Here is an 18,873-nt window from a genome sequence, read left to right on the forward strand (position 1 = left end):
GCGGGGTGCTGCTCAGTCCCATTCCAGGCCCCCGCGGCGCCAGACGTACGCGTAGGCGACGAACACGGTCAGGATGAACAGGACCATCTCGACCAGGCCGAACAGCGCCATCGAGTCGAAGGCGACCGCCCAGGGGTAGAGGAAGATGATCTCGATGTCGAAGACGATGAACAGCATCGCGGTGATGTAGTACTTCACCGGGAAGCGGCCACCGCCGGCCGGCTGCGGAGTGGGTTCGATCCCACACTCGTACGACTCGACCTTGGCCCGGTTGTAGCGCTTCGGTCCCATGACGGAGCCGGCCACGGCGGAGACAACCGCGAAGCCGCCGCCGAGCAGAAGCAGAATGAGAATCGGCACATAGGGGTTCACGCCGACCTGCTCCCCTTTCTGGCTGTTGTCGTACCGGCCCCCGGGGTGGTCATCCTAGGACTCCCTCGCCCGGTGGGTTTCGGCCGGCCGTGCCGGTTGGCCGGCCGGTTGTCTGGGTGGAACGTGCTGTGGAACCTGGTGTGGAACGTCGTGTGGAACTCGCATGATCGCTACGCCGCCGGGGTGACCTTGGCGAGCGCGTTGATGAGCCGGTCCATGGCGTCACCTCCGCGCGGGTCGGTCAGGTTGGCCAGCAGTTTGATCGTGAAGCGCATCAGCACCGGGTGCGGCAGGCCGTGGCGGGTGGCGATCTTCATCACCTGTGGGTTTCCGATCGCCCTCACGAAGATCCGGCCCATTGTGTAGTAGCCGCCGTACCTCGCCGAAAGCGCCCGCGGATAACTCTCCAGCACCCGCTCGCGCTGCGGACCGTCGGGGCGGGCCAGCGCCTGGGCGACGACCTCGGCGGCCATCTCCCCCGACTCCATGGCGTAGGCGATCCCTTCGCCGTTGAAGGGGTTGACCATGCCGCCGGCGTCACCGACGAGCATCAGTCCGGAAGCGTAGTGGGGCTTGCGGTTGAAGCCCATCGGGAGTGCCGCTCCGCGGACCTGGCCGACCTGCCGGTCGTCCACGAAGCCCCACTCCGGCGGCATCCCCGACAGCCAGGCCTTCAGCAGGCCGCGGTAGTCGGCGTTCTGGAAGCCGGTGGCGGTGTTGAGCATGCCGAGGCCGACGTTGCTGGTGCCGTCGCCCATGCCGAACACCCAGCCGTAGCCGGGCAGCAGGTTGCTCTGGCCCGGTTTGCCGTCCCACAGCTCCAGCCAGGACTCCAGCCAGTCGTCGTCGTGCCGGGGGCTTTCGAAGTACGTACGAACGGCCACGCCCATCGGGCGGTTCTCGCGGCGCATCCGGCCGGCCGAGACCGACAGCCGGGAGGAGTTGCCGTCGGCCGCGATCACCACCGGGGCGCGGTAGGTGATCTCGGTCCCGGCGCCTTCGCCGGAGCCGGGCTCGCGGACCGGCTTCGCGGTCACGCCGACGACCCGCCCGGTGCGCTCGTCGGTGACGGGGCCGGTGACGGTGGTGCGTTCGTGCAGGCGGGCGCCGGCCTTCTGGGCCTGGCGGGCGAGAGTCTCGTCGAAGTCGGTGCGCTTGCGGACCAGGCCGTGCGGCGGGTACTCCGCGAGGTCGGGCCAGGGCAGCTCCAGCCGCATTCCGCCGCCGTAGATGCGCAGGCCCTTGTTCTGCAGCCAGCCGGCCTCGGCCGAGGTGTCGATGCCCATCGCCACGAGCGACTTCACCGCGCGGGGGGTGAGTCCGTCGCCGCAGACCTTCTCGCGCGGGAACGCCGTCTTCTCCAGCACCAGGACGTCGAGCCCGGTGCGGGCGAGGTGGTAGGCGGTCGTAGCGCCCGCCGGACCGGCTCCGACGACGATGACGTCCGCGTCGTGATCAGCGCTGTTGCGGCTCATGGCCCTTGCCTGGGAAGTGAGATTCGGGACCTGATGCGGTGGTGCTGTGCGAACTTGTGAACACCTTCACGAGTCCGTGATGGTCACAGTCTACGAGGTTCGCTGCCATCCGTGCGCAAGCCCCCATGGGCGGGCTGACCTGGGGATTTAAGCGACGTTTCGGTTGCCAAAAACCTGCTGGCCGTTGCCGGACAATCGGACGCCGCTCACCTGCGGTTCAGCCGCCGATTCCCCGCCGATCACCCTGTCGATCCCCTGCCGGTCACCCCGCGGATCCCCTGCCGATCAGCCCAGCGGGAGCCGCCGTACCCGGATGCCGTGGGTCCCGAACGCCACGATCGCTCCCTGCCTCAGGTCCTGCTCGACAAGGTCCAGGTGCGCGACGAAGTAGTCGGCGAGCACGGCCGCCGGAGCGACGCTGATCTCCCTGGTCAGCAGCACCGACGGGCCGAACGAGCGCTGGGCGGCCAGGAGCAGGCCGAAATCGGTGAACGCGGAGACGACGATCCGCTGGTCGAAGCGCGCGTGCTCGAGCAGGTCGGCGTCCGCGGCGTCGTGCAGGCCCACGTGATCGACGTGGACCGCGTCGTGCCCGGCCACCCGGAGGTACTCACACAGCCGGACGGAGATGTTCTTGTCGGCGAGAAACCTCACGCGGAGTCCCGCAGCGGCATCATCGTCACCTCGCTGGTGGCCGCGGCGTACAGCAGCGCCTGGCGCAGGTCCTCCGCCTCGACGAAGGCGTACTCCCGCTGGATCTGCTCCAGCGTCCAGCCGGCCGCGGCGAGGCGGATCAGCTGCGCCACCGTGAACCGCAGTCCACGGATACAGGGCCGGCCCTCCATCTTTCCGGGCTCGACCGTGATCCGGTCCAACACCTCGTCGCTCCTTCGCCGGGTCAGCGCCGGCCGGAGCCGGGAGTTCTGGGCTGCGTCATGCTCGGGATTCTTCGCCGAGGTCGGCCGGGACCGGCCAGGTGCGGAGGCGCTGGGCGACCGGTGGGCGTGGTGCTGGGGCGGGTTCAGCCGGGTTCGGCCGGGTTCAGCCGGGTTCAGATGGATCCGGGCGTGCTCGGGGTCGTTCGGGACGCTGCCTGGAGGTGTTCGGGCGTACGGGATCGTCAGGGGCGGCACGCCCGATGCAGCGCGACGATGCCGCCGCTCAGGTTGCGCCACTCCACCCGGCCCCACCCGGCCGCGGCGAACTCGGCGGCCAGGGCAGCCTGGTCCGGCCAGGCCTGGATCGTCTCGGCGAGGTAGACGTACGACTCGGGCTCGGCCGCCACCCGGCGGGCGATCCCGGGCAGCGCGCGCATGAGGTACTCGACGTACACCCGGCGGAACGGCGCCCACACCGGGTGGCTGAACTCGCACACCACGACCCGGCCGCCGGGCCGGGTGACGCGCAGCAGCTCGGCCAGGCCGGCGCGCGGGTCGACCAGGTTACGCAGGCCGAAGGAGATGGTCACCGCGTCGAAGCTCGCGTCGGCGAACGGCAGCGCCAGCGCGTCCCCGCCGACGAACGGCAGCTCCGGCCGCAGCCGCTTCCCGCGGCCCAGCATCCCGACGGAGAAGTCGCACGGAACGACGAAAGCCCCGTCCCGCTCCATCGGCTCGCTGGAGGTGCCGGTGCCGGCAGCGAGGTCGAGCACGCGTTCACCCATCCGCGGGTCGACCGCCTTCACCACCGCCCGCCGCCACCAACGGTCCTGCCCCAGTGACAACAGGTCGTTGGTCAGGTCGTAACGCTCGGCGATCTCGTCGAACATCGCCGCCACTTCGGCCGGCTGCTTTGCCAGGGATGCACGTGCCACGTGTCCAACCTCTCACGGCCGCGCCCGCGCCTTAACCTCGGCCGACACCTACTCTGGTGAGCCGTGACGGAATCATCGGCCATCCCCGCGGACGAGTTCGCGGCCCCTGACGTGCCCCGGCTGGTCGTACGCACCACCGAGCTCGACCCCGACGTGCACGCCGGACTCGATCTCCTGCAGACCCTGCCCACCGAGGACGCGACCGCCTGGGTGCGGCGCGGCGAAGGGCTGGTCGGGCACGGCGAGGCGGCCCGGCTCGACGTCGGTGGCGCCGACCGCTTCGCGGCCGCGGTGCAGTGGTGGGACAAGCTGGCCGAGTCCGCCGCCGTACGGGACGAGATCGGCGAACCCGGCACCGGCCTGGTGGGGTTCGGATCCTTCGCGTTCGCCGACGACCCCGGGCACTCCACGCTCGTCGTACCCCGCGTCGTCCTCGGCCGCCGCGGCGACCGCCGCTGGATCACCACCATCGCGGTCGAGCCCGCCCTGCCGACGGTGCCGTCGCTGCCCTCGCTGTTCGGTACGCCGCCTCCGGAGCGGCCGCAGGGAGTGGTGTTCGCCGACGGTGCGCTGACCGGCGCGCAGTGGGCGAGCGCGGTCGCCGACGCCGTACGCCGGATCGACGCCGGTGACCTGGACAAGGTGGTGCTGGCCCGCGACCTGCTCGCCGTCGCGGAGAAGCCGGTCGACTTCCGATGGCCGCTGGCCCGGCTCGCGCGCGACTACCCGGCCTGCTGGACCTACGCCGTGCGGGGCCTGATCGGCGCGACGCCGGAGATGCTGGTCCGGCTGGAGAACGGCCTGGTCACCTCGCGGGTGCTCGCCGGGACGATCCGGCGCAGCAACGACGACGCGCGCGACCTGGCGCTGGCCGCCTCGCTGGCGCGGTCGAGCAAGGACCTTGAGGAGCACGAGTACGCCGTACGTTCGGTGGCCGACTCGCTGGCGCCGCACTGCACGAGCATGAACGTGCCGGAGTCGCCGTTCGTACTCCACCTGCCGAACGTCATGCACCTCGCCACCGACCTCGCCGGAGTGCTGGCGGACGGCTCGAGCTCGCTGGAACTCGCGGCGGCGTTGCACCCGTCCGCGGCGGTGTGCGGCACGCCCACGCCGGTCGCGCTCGAGCTGATCGCCGAGCTGGAACACATGAACCGTGGCCGGTACACCGGTCCCGTCGGCTGGGTGGACGCCGCGGGGAACGGCGAGTGGGGCATCGCGTTGCGGTGCGCGCAGGTGGACACCGACGATCCGCGGCGGCTACGGCTGTACGCCGGCTGCGGGATCGTGGCCGACTCCGTACCGGAGTCCGAACTCGCCGAGGCGCAGGCGAAGCTGGTGCCCGTACGCGACGCGCTCACTCCCGACCCCGCCGAGACGCCGTAACCGGGAGCCTTGTTCGGCTCTCCTCCTCGTTCGGCTCGCCTCATGAGGTGGGAAGACTCATGGGTGTCATAGGCCCGACAAGTCTTCCCAGCTTGCCGATTCTTCCGCGGAGAACGCCGGTGACCAGGCCGGATCCGTGGTCCCCGCCGAACCTCCGACCCGTGCGCGCTTGGGGCGAGCGGTCAGGAGTAGACCGTCAGTGACACGCCGACGTAGTGGGCGATGAACGCCAGGACCGTGAACGCGTGGAAGACCTCGTGGAACCCGAACCAGCGCGGCGACGGGTTCGGCTTCTTGGTGGCGTACACGATCGCGCCCGCGGAGTAGAGCAGCCCACCGGTGAGAATCATCGCGAAGACCGCGCCCCGGCCGTGGTCGAAGAAGTCCGGCAGCCAGAACGCCGCCGCCCAGCCGACCGCGACGTACACCGGGACGTACAGCCAGCGCGGCGCGCCAAGCCACAGCACCCGGAACGCCACCCCGAGCAGCGCACCGCCCCACACGATGGCGAGCAGCACCTTCGCGTTCTGCTTGTCCAGCAGCAGCAGGGTGAACGGCGTGTAGGTGCCGGCGATGATCAGGAAGATGTTGGCGTGGTCCAGCCGGCGCAGCACCCCGGCCGCGCGGGGCGACCAGGTCCCGCGGTGGTAGAGCGCGCTCACCCCGAAGAGCAGACTGGCCGTGAGGGCGAAGATCCCGGTCGCGATCTTGGCCTCGGGGGTCGGCGCCAGGACCACGATGACGATGCCCGCCGCCACCGAGAGCGGGAAGGTGCCGGCGTGCAGCCAGCCCCGCAACCTCGGCTTGACGGTCTGGGCGACGTCGTGGACCGTTTCCTGCACGGAGCTTCCGAGGTCTGGCACGTGCATGGGCCCTCCACGGTGCGGATCCGTTGTGGATCGAGTCCGGTCCAGCTGCTACGGGTGAGTAACGAATCTAGTCTTACGGGCGTTCCACGCTGATGTGCCCATCTAGCACGTGAACTATGTGCGTCGGGTGCACGGCTTCGACCAACTTTCGGTCATGGCTGGCCAGCACGAGGGTACCGTCGTAGTCCGCGAGCGCCTGCTCCAGCTGTTCGACCGCCGGCAGGTCGAGGTGGTTGGTCGGCTCGTCCAGCACCAGCAGGTTGGCCTGCCGCGCGACGAGGAGTGCCAGGTCGGCCCGGGTCCGCTCACCGGGCGAGAGCGAGCCGGTCTGTCGTACGACATCGTCGGCGCCGAGTCCGAACTTCGCCAGCAACGTCCGCGCCTCGGTCTCGTCCTGCCCCGAGGCCTGCCGGAAAGCGTCCAGCAGTACGACGTCGGCGGCCACGCCCCGGCGTACCTGGTCGATCTGCCCGAGTACGACGCCGTGCCCGATCCACCGCTCCCCCGCGGTCGGCTCCAGCTGGCCGAGCAGGACCGAGATCAGGCTGGACTTCCCGGCGCCGTTCGGACCGACCAGCACCATCCGGTCGGCGTAGCGCAGGTCGAGGTCGACCGGCCCCAGCCGGAACGATCCCCGCTCCACCACGACGCCCGCCAGCCCGGCGACCCGCGCCCCGCTGCGAGAACCCTGGTCCAGCTTCAGCCGCAGCTCCCACGGCGTCCGCGGCTCCTCGACCTCGGCCAGCCGGTCGGCCGCCCGCTGCGCACGGGCCGCGCCGGCACCAGTGCCCTGGGCCTTCTGGATGTGGAAGTGCCGGACGAACTTGTCGTTGTCGGCGGGCTTGCGGGCGGAGCGCTGGGCACCCGCGCGGGCCCACTCCTGCTTGCGTTTCGCCTGTTCCAGCAGGGCGTCCCGCTGGGAGGCGTAGGTGTCGTACGCCTCCTGCGCCGCGGCGTGCGTGCGCTCGCGTTCGGCCAGGTAGGAGTCGAATCCGCCGCCGTAGGTCCGGCCCTGCCGGCTGAACTCGTCGATCTCGAGTACGTCGGTCGCCACCCGCTGCAGGAACGCCCTGTCGTGGGAGACCACCACCAGCGCACCGGACCGGCTGGTGAGGAACTCCTCCAGCCTGGCCAGCCCGGCGAGGTCGAGGTCGTTGGTGGGTTCGTCGAGCAGGAGTACGTCGAACTTCGCCAGCAGCACCGACGCCAGCGCCAACCGGGCGAGTTGCCCGCCCGACAGGGACAGCACCGGGTCGTCGAGCCGGTCCGGCGGCAGGCCGAGGTCGGCGAGGACGGCGGGCGCGCGGGTGTCGAGGTCAGCGGCGCCGAGGGCGAGGTAGCGGTCCAGGGCGAGCGCGTACCGGTCGTCCGCGCCCTTCTCCCCCTCGGCCAGTGCGGTGGTCGCGTCGGCGAGCTCGGCCTCGGCCGCGGTGACGCCGGTACGCCGGCCGAGGTAGCCGGCGAGCGTCTCACCCGGCCGGGCGTCCCGCTCCTGCGGAAGCAGCCCGACGGTGGCCTCTGCGGGCTGGCGTTCGACCGAGCCCTGGTCGGGGGCGAGCGCGCCGAGCATCACCCGCAACAGCGTGGTCTTGCCGACGCCGTTGGGTCCGACGACCGCACAGCGATCACCGGGCGCGACGGTGGCGGAGATGCCCCCGAGGACGAGCTGGGGACCGAGGTGAAGCTGAACGTCGCGAACGACGACGGTGGACAGAGCCGACACGGCGGACATAGCTGCTCCGGGGGCGACGTGGCCAGAAGACCTGGCCGGCATGGTGCGCGGCTGCCTGGAAGCAAGCGCGCGCGGGGGCCGAACGTCGGCGGACTCCCGGGTGGAACGAACGCGTTCCACGCAACGGACGAAGCCCGCGGATCAGCTGCGCATCGGTCGGATCACTCCCGGATCGAGGGGACGGACCAACCCTACCCGGCCGGGGCAACCGGTTCGGGGCCGGTCGGCGACGGGGCCGGCTCGGCCGGTCGGTGCGCTCCGGGCGACGGCAGCATCAGGCTCATCACGACCAGGGCGGCGCCGAAGCAGACCACCGGGAGGGCCCACCAGATCAGGTCGTACCTCGCAAGGAAGTACGCCAGGACCAGCCCGCCGATCGCGACCAGGGCGCCGGTGTCGCGTACCGCCGCTGCGGGCAGGCGCGGCCGGCGGGCGACCAGCACCAGTCCCACGACCACCGCCGCGGCCAGCAGCGCGGCCACCGCCCACACGACGCTCGCGGGCAGCCCGGCCATCGCGCCGGGGCCGGCGAGGTTGCTGCGCAGGGTGGCCTTCACGCCGGGCAGGATCGCCGCGCTGTCGTCGGCGTGCACGCCGGGGAGCTCGGCGTAGGTGGTCACCGCGCTCTTGCCCGGCAGGTTGGCGGCGGTGAAGGTGACCGTGGACCCGTCGGCTCTGGCCCTGCAGGGCGCCGCGTCGTCGGTGATGGTGCACGACACCCGGGCCGGCGTCCCCGGCGCCGTCACCGTCAGCCGCACCCGGTCGATCGGCTCGTCGTGGGCGGAGATCGCGTTCCACCACATCTGCGCCGTGCCGGCGCCGGACGCGCCCTGCCGCTGGTCGCCCGGCGAGGTGACCAGCCCGCGCAGGACGTAGCTGACCTCGTAGCTGTGCCGCCCGGCCGGGGTGGTGCCGTCCGGCCCGATCCAGATGGCGTACCACCAGGCCTGATGGTCGTGGTACGTCCGCACCGGGCGGCCGTCCATGCGTACCGCCAGGTCGTGCACCGACACCACCTGGCCGGTCGCCTGGTCACGGCCGTCCGCGCTCTCACCGGCCGAGGTGAACCTGATCGGCACCGCCCAGTTCAGCGGGGTGGGCCGGCCCGCCGCCAGGTCGTAGGTGAACCGCTCACGCACGGCGACCGAGCCGTCGGTGCCGACCCGGGCGGTGATGTCGTACGCCGGGATGCGGTCACCCTCGGCAGCCTTGGCGGCCTTGGCTGCTTTCGCGGCCCCGGCGGCCTTCGCCACCGCCGCGTGGGCGGGCGCCGGGTGGGCCAGGCCGAGCCCGGCCAGCACCAGCCCCGCGAGGAGCGAGGCCAAGGGGAGTACGACCGGGAACCGGGTCCGGCCGCCGTACGCCGTCGTCATGACCGCTCAGCCTGCCAGCACACCCTGTGCGAACACACCCTGCGTCCTCATCCCGGGCCTGTCACCCAAGCCCGCTCGAAGCGGTACGCCGTCACGTCGCGCACCGGCCGGTAGCCGACCGCGGCGTAGATCTTGTTCGACGTCGGGTTGGCCAGGTCGGTGTAGAGGGCGCACGTCTTGGCGCCGGCGTCCAGCTCGTGCCGACTGACGGCGGCGACCAGCGCGCTCGCGTACCCGCGTCCGCGCCGGTCACGCGGGGTGTAGACGGGACCGATGCGGACGACGCCGTGCACCGGCGTGGTGACGCCGAGGTGCGACACCGGCCCGTCGTGGTCCCACACCCACGAACGCCGCTCGGCCAGCCGCAGGTCGACGGCCTCGGTCACGCGGCGCCGCTCCACCTCGGTCGGCGCGTTCACCGGCCGGCCGGCGGCCTCGGCGGCGTCCGCCTCGAAGGCGAGGCACCACGCCAGCAGGACGTCCCGGTCGGCGGCGGTGGCCAACCTGGGCGCGCCCGGGACCGCCATCGGCGGCGGCGTCACCGCGTCCAGCGCGTGTAGGCGCTCGGCAAGCTCGGGTACGGCCTGGGCGCCGGTGAGGCGTTCCCACGTCCGGGTGAAGTCGGCGACGTACGGGTGGGTGCCGACCACGCCCGCCGCGTCCGGGCAGGCCGCGGCCAGGAGTTCCGCGGCCAGTTCAGCGGCCGGGCCGGACTCCGCGGACAGCCACACCCGCTGCGGAGGGGTTCGCATGGCGGCGGCCACCACGTCGCCGCCCTCGCCTCCGCCGCCCTCACCTCCGTCGCCGTCGCCTCCGCCGCCCTCGCCTCCGTCGCCGTCGCCGGTTCGCACTGTGAGGTACGTCGCCGGCGCCGGGTCGGTGATCACCCCGGCCGCCCGGCCGGTGACGTTGGTGACCAGCACGTTGTTGACCACCGGGTCCGCTGCGAAGTAGCCCGCGGCCGAGGCCAGGAAGGCGGCCGGGTCGTCGGTGAGCTCGCCGTGCACCCGCCGATCATCCCACCGACGGCGGGATCGGGGCGCCCGCCGACCTACGTCCTCGCGGGCTCGAAGCGTCAGCGCACGCCGTCGTACGCCGCGGCCGCCACCGCCTCGCGCAGCCGCGCGTGCAGGTCACGGGTGCGCGACCGGTCGACCGGCACCTCGACGACGCGCAGGCCGCGAGACCGGGAAAGCGCCCCGCGCAGCTCCGCTCCGTTCGTCGCCCGGGTGAACGGCGTGTGGGTCGCCGCGGCGAGGGAGCCGAGGTCGACGCCGTGCGGCGTACCGAAGATCCGCTCGAACGCCTCGGCGTGGTCGGGCCCGCCCTGTTCGAGGGTGCTGAAGATGCCGCCGCCGTCGTCGTTGACCACCACGATGGTGAGGTCGGGCCGGGCTTCGTACGGGCCGCGGACGAGCGCGTTGGCGTCGTGCAGGAACGTGAGGTCGCCGACCAGCGCGTACGCCGGACCGGACCGGTGCACCAGCGCCGCCCCGATCGCGGTGGACAGGGTGCCGTCGATGCCGGCCAGGCCGCGGTTGCTCAGTACGCGGCGGTGGTTGCGCGGGTCGATCCGGCCGGACTCGTCGACCAGCCGGTTGCCCCACGGCGCGGCGGCGAGGTCGAGGTCGCGGATCGGGTTGGAGGAGCCGGCCACCAGCAGGCCGCCCTCGGGCAGTACGCCGGCGACCTCCCGTGCGACGTGCAGCCCGGTGAACTCCGGCTCCTCCGCGAGTACGTCGTCGACGGCGGCGCGGGCGGCCCGGTCGGCGGCCAGCCAGGCGGCCAGCCACTCGTCCGGCTCACGCCGGCCGGCACCCTCGACCGTCCCCTCCAGCGCCGCGGTCGTGGTGACGCGGTACGCCTGGTGGCCGGCGTCGGGCCAGGACGGCCGGCGGGACACCACGACGATCTCGACGTCCGGGCGGGCGAGCAGCCGGGTCACCGGTCGGGACAGCGTGGGCCAGCCGTGCACCACCACGCGTTCGATGCCGGCTTCGAGGTCGGGCCCGGTGTCCAGCAGCAGGCGGTAGGGGCCGAGCGCGTTCGGGCCGGACCGCGCACCGCTGGAGGGCTCGGCGAGCAGCGGCCAGCCGGCCGTCTCGGCCAGCCAGCGGGCCTGCGCGTCGGTGCCGTCGCCGGCGACCACCACCGTCCGCGGCCCTTCCTCCAGCCAGGCGATGTGCTCGGTGGACACGCGCTCGATCCGGGTCCACCTGCCGTGCCCGGACCGGCCGGCGAGGGACTCCGGCCAGTCGTCGCGCAGGCGGGGGTCCTCGAGGTCCACCGGGTCGGTCGGTTCGGGTACCAGCGGGTCGCGGAACGCGAAGTTCAGGTGTACCGGGCCGGGGTTGCGGTCGCGGAAGCCGCGCGCCGCCGCGGTTGCCCGGCCGACGAGCTCGCGCCAGTAGGCGTTCTGGCCAGGCCTGCGCTCGGGTACGCCGACCTCGTGGAAGAGCCGCACCGCGTCGCCGTACAGCTTGAGCTGGTCCGTCGTCTGGCTGGCGCCCACGCCCCGCAGCTCCGGCGGCCGGTCCGCGGTGAGCACCAGCAGCGGTATCCCCGCGTGGTTGGCCTCGAGGACGGCCGGGTGCAGGTTGGCCGCGGCGGTGCCGGAGGTGCACACCACCGGGACCGGGCGGCGGCCGGCCTTGGCCAGGCCGAGGGCCAGGAACCCGGCGGTGCGTTCGTCGACGCGTACGTGCAGCCGGATCCGGCCCCGTGCGTCAGCGGCGTGCAGGGCGAACGCGAGCGCGGCGTTGCGGGATCCGGGTGCGAGCACCGCCTCGCGTACGCCACACCGCCACAGCTCGTCGACGACCACCCGGGCCAGTGCGGTGGACGGGTTCACGCGAGGCCCTCCACCCGGTCCAGGCGCTCCAGCCAGCGCTGCCGGGTCGCCTCGTCGGCGGCGGCCGCGGCCAGCCGGGCGGGTTCGGGTTCGGGCCGGACGACCGGCAGCGCGCCGTCCACGGGGACCAGCGGGTCGGCCACCACGTCGGCGGTCAGCATCGAGACGGTGGCCAGGCCGCAGGCGTACGGCAACTCCGGCAGCGCGGCGGCCAGCGCGACCCCGGCGGCGATCCCGATCGAGGTCTCCAGCGCGCTCGACACCACCACCGGGAGGCCGATCTGCTCGGCGATCCGCAGCGCGGCCAGCACCCCGCCGAGCGGCTGGACCTTGAGCACGGCGATGTCGGCGGCCTCGTGCCGGACGACGCGGTAGGGGTCGGCGGCCTGCCGGATCGACTCGTCGGCGGCGATCGGCACGTCGACCCGTCGGCGTACCTGGGCGAGTTCCTCGACGGTGGCGCAGGGTTGTTCGGCGTACTCCAGACCACCGGCGGCCTTGTCCAGCCAGGTGATCATCCGGACCGCGGTGTCGACGTCCCAGCCGCCGTTGGCGTCGACCCGGATCCGGCCGTCGGGGCCGAGGGCATCGCGGACCGCCTCCACCCGCGACAGGTCGTCGGACTCTGGCTGGCCGGGCTCGGCGACCTTCACCTTGGCGGTACGGCAGCCGGCGCTGCGGCACACCACCCCGTGCGCCTGCTCGGGGCCGACGGCGGGAACGGTGCAGTTGACCGGGATCGCGTCGCGAACTGGGGTGGGCCACACGTCGTACGCGGCCTCGCGGGCCGCCCGCAGCCAGGGGACGCAGGTGGCGTCGTCGTAGTCGAGGAAGGGGCTGAACTCCGCCCAGCCCGCCGGGCCGCGGACCAGGATCCCCTCACGGAGGGTGATGCTACGGAAGCGGTTGCGCATGGCCACCGCGAAGACGTGCAGATCGCCGTCCGCCCGGATGATCATGGCAGCATCCTCCGTCCCTTCCCCGCCACTGTCCCCGTCGGGGTGTTCCCCCGCACGTTCGTGACACAGTGTCACGAGACCGGGCTCGTACCCTAGTCACGTGCCAACCGACTTCCACCGCCGACTGGTCGCCGTCGAACTCGTGGACGAGCACCCTCCCGACCGCTCGGGCGACGGCTCGCAGGCCCTAGTCGATCATGCCGACCCGAACGTCGTGCGGGCCGGTGTCGACGGACTGCTGGCGCTGCTCGCGGACCGGCTCGACGGCAACGGACCGGCGCCGGCGCCGCTCGCGCCGGGACCCGAGCGCGAACAGATCCTGACCATACTCCGGACCGATCTTCCGCTGGAACGCGACGACATCGCCGTCGTACTACCCACGTCCGGCTCCACCGGCGAGCCGAAGGGAGCGCTGCTGCCCGGGTCGGCGCTGCTGCACTCGGCCAGGGCGACGCTGGACGCCCTCGGCGGCCCCGGCCGGTGGTTGCTGGCGCTGCCGCCGACCCGGGTGGCCGGCCTGCAGGTGCTGGTCCGGTCGCTGGTCGCGGGGACGACGCCGGTGGTGATGCCGGGCCGGTTCACGGTGGAGGCGTTCACGGCGGCGACCTCGCGGCTGGGCTCCGGCTCGCCCGGCGGGTCCGGCCCGTCCGGACGTCGGTACACCGCGCTGGTGCCGACCCAGCTCGGGCGACTGCTCGACGCCGGGCCGGAGGCCGTGGACGCGCTCAGGTCGTACGACGCGGTGCTGGCCGGCGGCGGGGCGAGTTCGGCGGCGCTGCTGGAGCGGGCCCGCTCGGCCGGGGTCCGGGTGGTCACGACGTACGGCATGACCGAGACGTGCGGCGGGTGCGTCTACGACGGGCGGCCGCTGGCCGGGGTCGAGTTGGACATCGACGAGGTGAGCGGCCTGGTGCGGATCGGCGGCGCGACGGTGTTCGCCGGCTACCGGCGCCGGCCCGACCTCACCGCGGCGGCGCTGGTGGACGGCCGGCACCTGACCAGCGACCTCGGCCGGCTGCGCCCCGACGGGACGCTGGAGATCCTCGGCCGGGCCGACGACGTGGTGGTCTCCGGCGGTGTCAACGTCCCCTTGCTCGCGGTGGAGCGGGCGGTCGCGTCGTGTCCCGGGGTCGCCGAGGCGGCGGCGGTGGGAGTCCCGGACGCCGAGTGGGGATCCCGGGTCCGGGCGTACGTCGTACTCCGGCCGGGTGCCGACGCGCCCGCGCTGGCCGACGTCCGCGACCACGTGAGCGCGGCGCATCCTCGCGCGTACGCCCCGCGCGAGGTGGTCGTGGTCGACGCACTGCCACTGCTGCCCTCGGGGAAGGTCGACCGCTCGGCGCTACGCGCCACCGGCTGAGCTGCTGTCCACGCGGCCCGGCCCGTCGACGCGGTCCGTCGACCCGGCCCGTCGACACCGGCGGTCGGCACGGGCCGACCCGGGCGCGGCGAACGGCACCGCCGTTGAAAGAATCCGGCCGTGGCAACTCCCGCAGAGTGGTTGGACGGCGCCCGTCCGCGCACGCTGTCCGCGTCGATCTCACCGGTCGTCGCGGGCTCCGGTGCGGCCGCGGCCGCCGGCTCGTTCGTCGCCTGGAAGGCCGCCCTCGCGCTCGTCGTCGCGGTGGCCCTGCAGGTCGGCTCCAACTACGCCAACGACTACTCCGACGGCATCCGCGGCACCGACGACAACCGCGTCGGCCCGCAGCGCCTGGTCGGTTCCGGCGCGGCTCGGCCGAGGACGGTGAAAGCCGTCGCCTTCGGCTGCTTCGCGGTCGCCGCGGTCTGCGGTCTCGTCCTCGCGCTCACCACCGCGTGGTGGCTGCTGCTGGTCGGCGTGGCCGCGGTCGCCGCCGCGTGGTTCTACACCGGAGGCAGCAGGCCGTACGGCTACTACGCGCTCGGCGAGATCAGCGTGTTCGTGTTCTTCGGCCTGGTCGCGGTGATCGGCACCACGTACGTGCAGACCGGCCGGGTGACCTGGCCCGCCGTCGCCTGTGCGTTCGGCGTCGGCGCGCTCACCTGCGCGCTGCTGGTGGCCAACAACCTGCGGGACATCCCGACCGACCGGGAGAGCGGCAAGCGCACCCTCGCGGTCGTGATGGGCGACCGCGGATCCCGTCTGCTGTACGCCGGGCTGCAGGCCGTGGCGTACGTCGTGGTGGTGGTGCTCGCGGTGACGGTGACTCCGTGGACGCTGCTGGCGCTGCTCTCCCTGCCGCTGGCGATCCGGCCGGTGGCCACGGTCCTGCGCGGGACCACCGGCCGGGAGCTCATCCCGGTGCTCCGCGACACCGGCGTGGCCGAACTCGCCTACGCCGTGCTGCTCGCTGTCGGGCTCGTCCTCGCCTGAGGTCCCGCCCGCCCGAGCCCTTCTGGCCGAAGACCTCGGCACGCGGGCGGGCCGGTCGACTCAGGTGCGCTCGGTGGGGTCGTCCGTCGTGGACGACGTACCCATCTCGTCCTCGGTCTCCTGCTTGGCATGGGACACCTGCCGGCGCTCCTGGAGCCGTCGGACGTACTCCGGGTTGATCTGCTCCTCGTCGATGTCGCGCGGATCCTCGCCTGGCGTTGCGCCTTCCTTGGCCCAGCGAGACTTGTCCTGCGAGTCGCGGCGCGGTTCGTCGGTCATAACTGCCCGCTACCCAGGTGCACCGCCCGGAAACTCCGGGGCCGCCGACACGGAGTCCCGGGGTAGCCGACCGTCGATTCCCGGCTACCGAACGTCGCCGGATTCGAGCGTTCCGGTGGCGGTGAACGCCGCCAGCCGGCGGGCGTACGGCGCGAGGTCGAGCCCCTGCGCGGCCACCCAGGCGTCGTCGTAGTAGGTGTGGGCGTACCGGTCGCCGCCGTCGCAGATCAGCGTCACCACGCTCCCCCGTTCACCGGCCGCCCGCATCCGTCCGACCAGGGTGAGCGCGCCCCACAGGTTGGTGCCGGTGGAGCCGCCGGCGCGCTGGCCGGTCACCCCGAGCAGGTGCCGCATCGCCGCCACCGACGCCGCGTCCGGCACCCGCAGCATGGTGTCGACGACGCTGGGCACGAACGAGGGTTCGACCCGCGGCCGGCCGATGCCCTCGATCCGGGAGCCGACCGCGGTCACCTCGCTGTCGCCGCGCGACCAGCCCTCGAAGAACGCCGAGCCGTCCGGGTCGACGACGCACAGCCCGGTGTCGTGCCGCCGGTAGCGGACGTACCGGCCGATGGTGGCGCTGGTGCCGCCGGTCCCGGCACCGACCACGACCCATCGGGGCACCGGGTGGCGTTCCAGCCGCAGCTGCTCGAAGATGCTCTCGGCGATGTTGTTGTTGCCCCGCCAGTCGGTGGCGCGTTCGGCGTAGGTGAACTGGTCCATGAAGTGCCCGCCGGTCTCCTCGGCGAGCCGGTGCGACTCCGCGTAGATCCCGCGCGGGTCGTCGATCAGGTGACAGCGGCCGCCGTAGAACTCGATCAGCGCGATCTTCTCCGGGCTCGTGCACGCCGGCATCACCGCCACGAACGACAGCCCGAGCAGCCGCGCGAAGTACGCCTCGCTGACCGCGGTGGAGCCGCTGGACGCCTCGATCACCGGCGTGTCCGGGCCGAGCCAGCCGCTGGTCAGCGCGTACAGGAACAGCGACCGCGCCAGCCGGTGCTTGAGGCTGCCGGTCGGGTGCACCGACTCGTCCTTGAGGTAGAGGTCGATGCCCCACTCGACAGGCAACGGGAACACGTGCAGGTGGGTGTCGGCACTGCGGTTGGCGTCGGCCTCCACCCGGCGGACCGCCTCGGCCACCCAGTCGCGGTCGGGCATCGGCCGGGCCGGGGCGGGAAGTGTGGGCAGGTCGGGCGGTGCGGGCGAGACGGGCGGCACGGACGGCGCTGACATGGCGGCACCCTAGCTCCGGCCCTGGGGACGCCCGGGCGGCGACGTGTCGTCGACGCTCGCCCGCCGCCGCCGTACGACCCAGAAGACGCACGTCGACACCGCGGCCCACCCGGCCAGGACCAGGAACGGCAGGCCGTGCGGATAGCTCGGGAAGTAGACCTCGGTGTGGATCGCCCCGATCGCGGCGCCGGACGGCAACCAGGGCCCGACGACACGCAGGAACGCTGGCAGCAGGGGCCAGGAGATCACGCCACCGGACGCGGGGTTTCCGATCAGGACGATGATCGCCCAGGTGGGAACGAGCGCCCACGGCCCGATCAGGACCTGGAACATGAGGAACACCATGCTGGCGACGTACATCGTCAGGGCCAGCGTCAGCCAGACCGTCACGAACGGCAGCTGGAGCGCGCCGAGAAACCAGTCCACCACCGCCGCGACGGCGAACGTTCCCAGGAGCGCATAGCCGACGGTGAACCCGATGCGCATGCCGGGACCGAGGCTGCTCGCGTGCACGTTGAGCTGGATCGCGCCGACGAAGCCGACGATGACGGCCGCCAGCGTGATGTAGAAGATCGCGAGGCCTCTCGGGTCGCCCGGCTGGTTGGGTTTGACGTCCCGTACCACCACATCGACCCCGACGGCCTTGCCCACCACCGGCGCCGCCTGCTGCAGGAGTTGGGCGACGGACGCACCCGACGCCGAGGACACGTCCACGGTCACCCGCCGCGCCTGCCGCAGGTCGAAGATCGCGAACGCCCGCTGCTGCTCGATCGCGGCCCTGGCCTGTGCGTAGGTGGCGGCGGGGCGCGCCACCAGCGCGGCGTCCAGCACCTGGTCCATCCCGGCCACGAAGGCGCGGTGCTGCGTTCCCTTCCAGCCGACCACGGCGACCGGAACTTCTCGCGGAGCAGGGTTGGCGAACGCATAGGTGTACGACCACGCGAAGAAGCCCGCGCCCGCGGAGATGAGCACCACCAGAACCGTCGCCTTGAGGAACGGGAAGCTCCGCTTTCCCTCCGCCATGGCGACGATGCTAGGTCAACGGAGCGTGACCAGTCGGCAACTCGGCGCGTAGGCGACCGCCGTCACCGCTCGCCCAGGAGTTGGGCGAGCAGGTCGGTGGCGACGTCGCGAGCGTCGCCGCGGCCCTCCGACAGCGCGCTCACCGCGGCACCGTCGACGAGCGCGAGGACCACGTCGGCACCCACCCGGCCGGACCAGCCGGTACGGGCGAGCAGGTCGTCGATCACTTCCAGGAACGCCGGCCGCATCCCCCGCAGCACCGCGGCGACGGCGGGATGCCGGGCAGCGGCGAGGAGTTGCTCGTACTGCGCGAGGACAGCGGCACGCCCGGCCGGCAGCACCGCGCGGGCCAGCCTGCGGGCTGCCTCGCGCTCGTCGTAGCTGCCTTCCGGCACGGAGGCGGCGGAGCGCGCGGCCCGGCGTACCCACCGCTGCGCGAGGGCCCCGGCCGCGGCCGCGCGCAGGTCGTCCAGCGAGGTGAAGTAGTACGTCGTGGAACCGAGGGGTACGCCGGCCCGGTGAGCCACCGCGCGGTGGCTCACCGCGTCCACCCCGGCGTCCTCGAGCAGGTCGGCGGCCGCGGCGACGAGGGCGTCCCGGCGCCGCTGGCCACGTTCCTGCCGGGGCTCCTGTCGCGACACCGGGCGCGGCGCCGCCCGGCCGGTCAGTGCCCCGCCCCGGACAGGTTGAGCCCGATCACGCCGGCGACGATCAGCACCAGCGAGACGAGCTTCAGGACGGACACGCCGTCGCCCAGGAAGACCATGCCGATCGCGGCGGTCACCGAGGCGCCGATGCCGGTCCAGGCCGCGTACGCCGGCCCGACCGGGATCTGCTTCATCGCCCACGCGAGCCCGGCCAGGCTGGCGAGCGCGCACACGGCGAACACCACCGACGGCACCAGGCGGGTGAAGCCGTTGGACAGCTTCAGCGAAACCGCCCAGCCCGCTTCGAGAAACCCCGACCCGATCAACACCAGCCACGCCATCTCGCACTCTCCTCGGCCAGCGAGAACCTGTACGTCCGTACAACTTAACTTGTACGAGAGTACACATTTTCCGAGCGGCGGGCGAGCGCGGTGCGGTGCGGTGCGAGATCGAGAACGCGTGAACGAAACAGCCCGACGGCACGTGACCCGCCGGGAGCACCACC

19 protein-coding genes are annotated in these 18,873 nt (G+C 72.9%); 3 read left to right on the forward strand and 16 right to left on the reverse strand.

Translation table 11 applies throughout. From position 1 onward, the window contains the following. Nucleotides 1-12 precede the first annotated feature (12 nt). From F4554_RS25810 to F4554_RS25830, 5 genes are all read right to left on the reverse strand, one after another. Nucleotides 13-372 (reverse strand): NADH-quinone oxidoreductase subunit A, encoded by a 360-nt coding sequence (locus F4554_RS25810; protein WP_092652806.1) that lies wholly within the window; start codon nucleotides 370-372, stop codon nucleotides 13-15. Nucleotides 373-542: 170 nt separating this feature from the next. Beyond that, nucleotides 543-1,847 carry a geranylgeranyl reductase family protein gene (locus tag F4554_RS25815; RefSeq protein ID WP_179789981.1) on the reverse strand — a complete coding sequence of 435 codons (1,305 nt, stop codon included), beginning with the start codon at nucleotides 1,845-1,847 and terminating at the stop codon, nucleotides 543-545. A 285-nt stretch (nucleotides 1,848-2,132) separates the two neighbouring features. After that, on the reverse strand, nucleotides 2,133-2,501 hold the full coding sequence (locus F4554_RS25820) for a DUF5615 family PIN-like protein (protein ID WP_179789982.1): 369 nt from the start codon (nucleotides 2,499-2,501) through the stop codon (nucleotides 2,133-2,135). Then, nucleotides 2,498-2,725, reverse strand: coding sequence for a DUF433 domain-containing protein (locus F4554_RS25825; protein WP_179789983.1), 228 nt, complete (start codon nucleotides 2,723-2,725; stop codon nucleotides 2,498-2,500). The genes F4554_RS25820 and F4554_RS25825 overlap by 4 nt, the downstream gene beginning before the upstream one ends. A gap of 242 nt (nucleotides 2,726-2,967) precedes the next feature. Next, nucleotides 2,968-3,660: a demethylmenaquinone methyltransferase gene (locus F4554_RS25830; RefSeq protein ID WP_179789984.1), complete on the reverse strand. Its 693-nt coding sequence runs from the start codon at nucleotides 3,658-3,660 to the stop codon at nucleotides 2,968-2,970. 63 nt (nucleotides 3,661-3,723) lie between these two features. Here F4554_RS25830 and F4554_RS25835 point away from each other — a divergent pair, with 63 nt between their 5' ends. Then, a complete protein-coding gene (locus F4554_RS25835) occupies nucleotides 3,724-5,046 on the forward strand; it encodes an isochorismate synthase (RefSeq protein ID WP_179789985.1) in 1,323 nt (440 codons plus the stop codon). A 182-nt stretch (nucleotides 5,047-5,228) separates the two neighbouring features. On the opposite strand, the gene trhA is transcribed toward F4554_RS25835, so the two are convergent. From trhA to F4554_RS25865, 6 genes are all read right to left on the reverse strand, one after another. Further along, nucleotides 5,229-5,915, reverse strand: coding sequence for a PAQR family membrane homeostasis protein TrhA (trhA, locus tag F4554_RS25840; protein ID WP_179789986.1), 687 nt, complete (start codon nucleotides 5,913-5,915; stop codon nucleotides 5,229-5,231). 73 nt (nucleotides 5,916-5,988) lie between these two features. Further along, the gene (locus F4554_RS25845; protein WP_179789987.1) at nucleotides 5,989-7,647 is read right to left on the reverse strand and encodes an ABC-F family ATP-binding cassette domain-containing protein; all 1,659 of its coding nucleotides are present in this window, start codon (nucleotides 7,645-7,647) and stop codon (nucleotides 5,989-5,991) included. A gap of 191 nt (nucleotides 7,648-7,838) precedes the next feature. Continuing rightward, nucleotides 7,839-9,020: a DUF2207 domain-containing protein gene (locus tag F4554_RS25850; RefSeq protein ID WP_179789988.1), complete on the reverse strand. Its 1,182-nt coding sequence runs from the start codon at nucleotides 9,018-9,020 to the stop codon at nucleotides 7,839-7,841. A gap of 47 nt (nucleotides 9,021-9,067) precedes the next feature. Beyond that, on the reverse strand, nucleotides 9,068-10,027 hold the full coding sequence (locus F4554_RS33845) for a GNAT family N-acetyltransferase (protein ID WP_179789989.1): 960 nt from the start codon (nucleotides 10,025-10,027) through the stop codon (nucleotides 9,068-9,070). Between the two features lie 68 nt (nucleotides 10,028-10,095). Next, the gene (menD, locus tag F4554_RS25860; protein ID WP_179789990.1) at nucleotides 10,096-11,871 is read right to left on the reverse strand and encodes a 2-succinyl-5-enolpyruvyl-6-hydroxy-3-cyclohexene-1-carboxylic-acid synthase; all 1,776 of its coding nucleotides are present in this window, start codon (nucleotides 11,869-11,871) and stop codon (nucleotides 10,096-10,098) included. Next, nucleotides 11,868-12,830, reverse strand: a complete 963-nt coding sequence (locus tag F4554_RS25865; protein WP_179789991.1) for an o-succinylbenzoate synthase — start codon at nucleotides 12,828-12,830, stop codon at nucleotides 11,868-11,870. Before F4554_RS25865 ends, menD begins: the two co-directional genes overlap by 4 nt. A gap of 100 nt (nucleotides 12,831-12,930) precedes the next feature. Between F4554_RS25865 and F4554_RS25870 the strand changes: the two genes are divergently transcribed. Beyond that, entirely contained in the window at nucleotides 12,931-14,190 is a 1,260-nt protein-coding gene (locus tag F4554_RS25870; RefSeq protein WP_337796201.1) for an AMP-binding protein, read from the forward strand. A 120-nt stretch (nucleotides 14,191-14,310) separates the two neighbouring features. Further along, a complete protein-coding gene (locus F4554_RS25875; RefSeq protein ID WP_179789992.1) occupies nucleotides 14,311-15,183 on the forward strand; it encodes a 1,4-dihydroxy-2-naphthoate polyprenyltransferase in 873 nt (290 codons plus the stop codon). Nucleotides 15,184-15,243: 60 nt separating this feature from the next. Here the strand turns inward: F4554_RS25875 and F4554_RS25880 are convergent, their stop codons facing one another. The 5 genes from F4554_RS25880 to F4554_RS25900 form a co-directional block, all read right to left on the reverse strand. Next, complete coding sequence (locus F4554_RS25880) at nucleotides 15,244-15,462, reverse strand: hypothetical protein (protein ID WP_179789993.1); 219 nt, start codon at nucleotides 15,460-15,462, stop codon at nucleotides 15,244-15,246. 84 nt (nucleotides 15,463-15,546) lie between these two features. Beyond that, complete coding sequence (gene cds1, locus F4554_RS25885) at nucleotides 15,547-16,698, reverse strand: L-cysteine desulfhydrase Cds1 (RefSeq protein WP_425546751.1); 1,152 nt, start codon at nucleotides 16,696-16,698, stop codon at nucleotides 15,547-15,549. Between the two features lie 9 nt (nucleotides 16,699-16,707). Further along, nucleotides 16,708-17,721, reverse strand: a complete 1,014-nt coding sequence (locus F4554_RS25890; protein ID WP_179789994.1) for an ABC-2 transporter permease — start codon at nucleotides 17,719-17,721, stop codon at nucleotides 16,708-16,710. A gap of 62 nt (nucleotides 17,722-17,783) precedes the next feature. Beyond that, nucleotides 17,784-18,362: a TetR family transcriptional regulator gene (locus tag F4554_RS25895; protein ID WP_179789995.1), complete on the reverse strand. Its 579-nt coding sequence runs from the start codon at nucleotides 18,360-18,362 to the stop codon at nucleotides 17,784-17,786. A 23-nt stretch (nucleotides 18,363-18,385) separates the two neighbouring features. Then, nucleotides 18,386-18,709, reverse strand: coding sequence for a DMT family transporter (locus tag F4554_RS25900; protein WP_179789996.1), 324 nt, complete (start codon nucleotides 18,707-18,709; stop codon nucleotides 18,386-18,388). Nucleotides 18,710-18,873: the final 164 nt, after the last annotated feature.

The sequence above is a fragment of the Actinopolymorpha rutila genome (genome assembly GCF_013407855.1).
Taxonomy (GTDB): domain Bacteria; phylum Actinomycetota; class Actinomycetes; order Propionibacteriales; family Actinopolymorphaceae; genus Actinopolymorpha; species Actinopolymorpha rutila.

Bases quoted from the DNA above. Each gene is read 5' to 3' on its own strand.
- F4554_RS25815 (WP_179789981.1), bottom strand. From the start codon at position 1,847: ATGAGCCGCAACAGCGCTGATCACGACGCGGACGTCATCGTCGTCGGA.
- trhA (WP_179789986.1), bottom strand. From the start codon at position 5,915: ATGCACGTGCCAGACCTCGGAAGCTCCGTGCAGGAAACGGTCCACGAC.
- F4554_RS25845 (WP_179789987.1), bottom strand. From the start codon at position 7,647: ATGTCCGCCGTGTCGGCTCTGTCCACCGTCGTCGTTCGCGACGTTCAG.
- F4554_RS25850 (WP_179789988.1), bottom strand. From the start codon at position 9,020: ATGACGACGGCGTACGGCGGCCGGACCCGGTTCCCGGTCGTACTCCCC.
- F4554_RS25865 (WP_179789991.1), bottom strand. From the start codon at position 12,830: ATGATCATCCGGGCGGACGGCGATCTGCACGTCTTCGCGGTGGCCATG.
- F4554_RS25880 (WP_179789993.1), bottom strand. From the start codon at position 15,462: ATGACCGACGAACCGCGCCGCGACTCGCAGGACAAGTCTCGCTGGGCC.
- cds1 (WP_425546751.1), bottom strand. From the start codon at position 16,698: ATGTCAGCGCCGTCCGTGCCGCCCGTCTCGCCCGCACCGCCCGACCTG.
- F4554_RS25890 (WP_179789994.1), bottom strand. From the start codon at position 17,721: ATGGCGGAGGGAAAGCGGAGCTTCCCGTTCCTCAAGGCGACGGTTCTG.
- F4554_RS25900 (WP_179789996.1), bottom strand. From the start codon at position 18,709: ATGGCGTGGCTGGTGTTGATCGGGTCGGGGTTTCTCGAAGCGGGCTGG.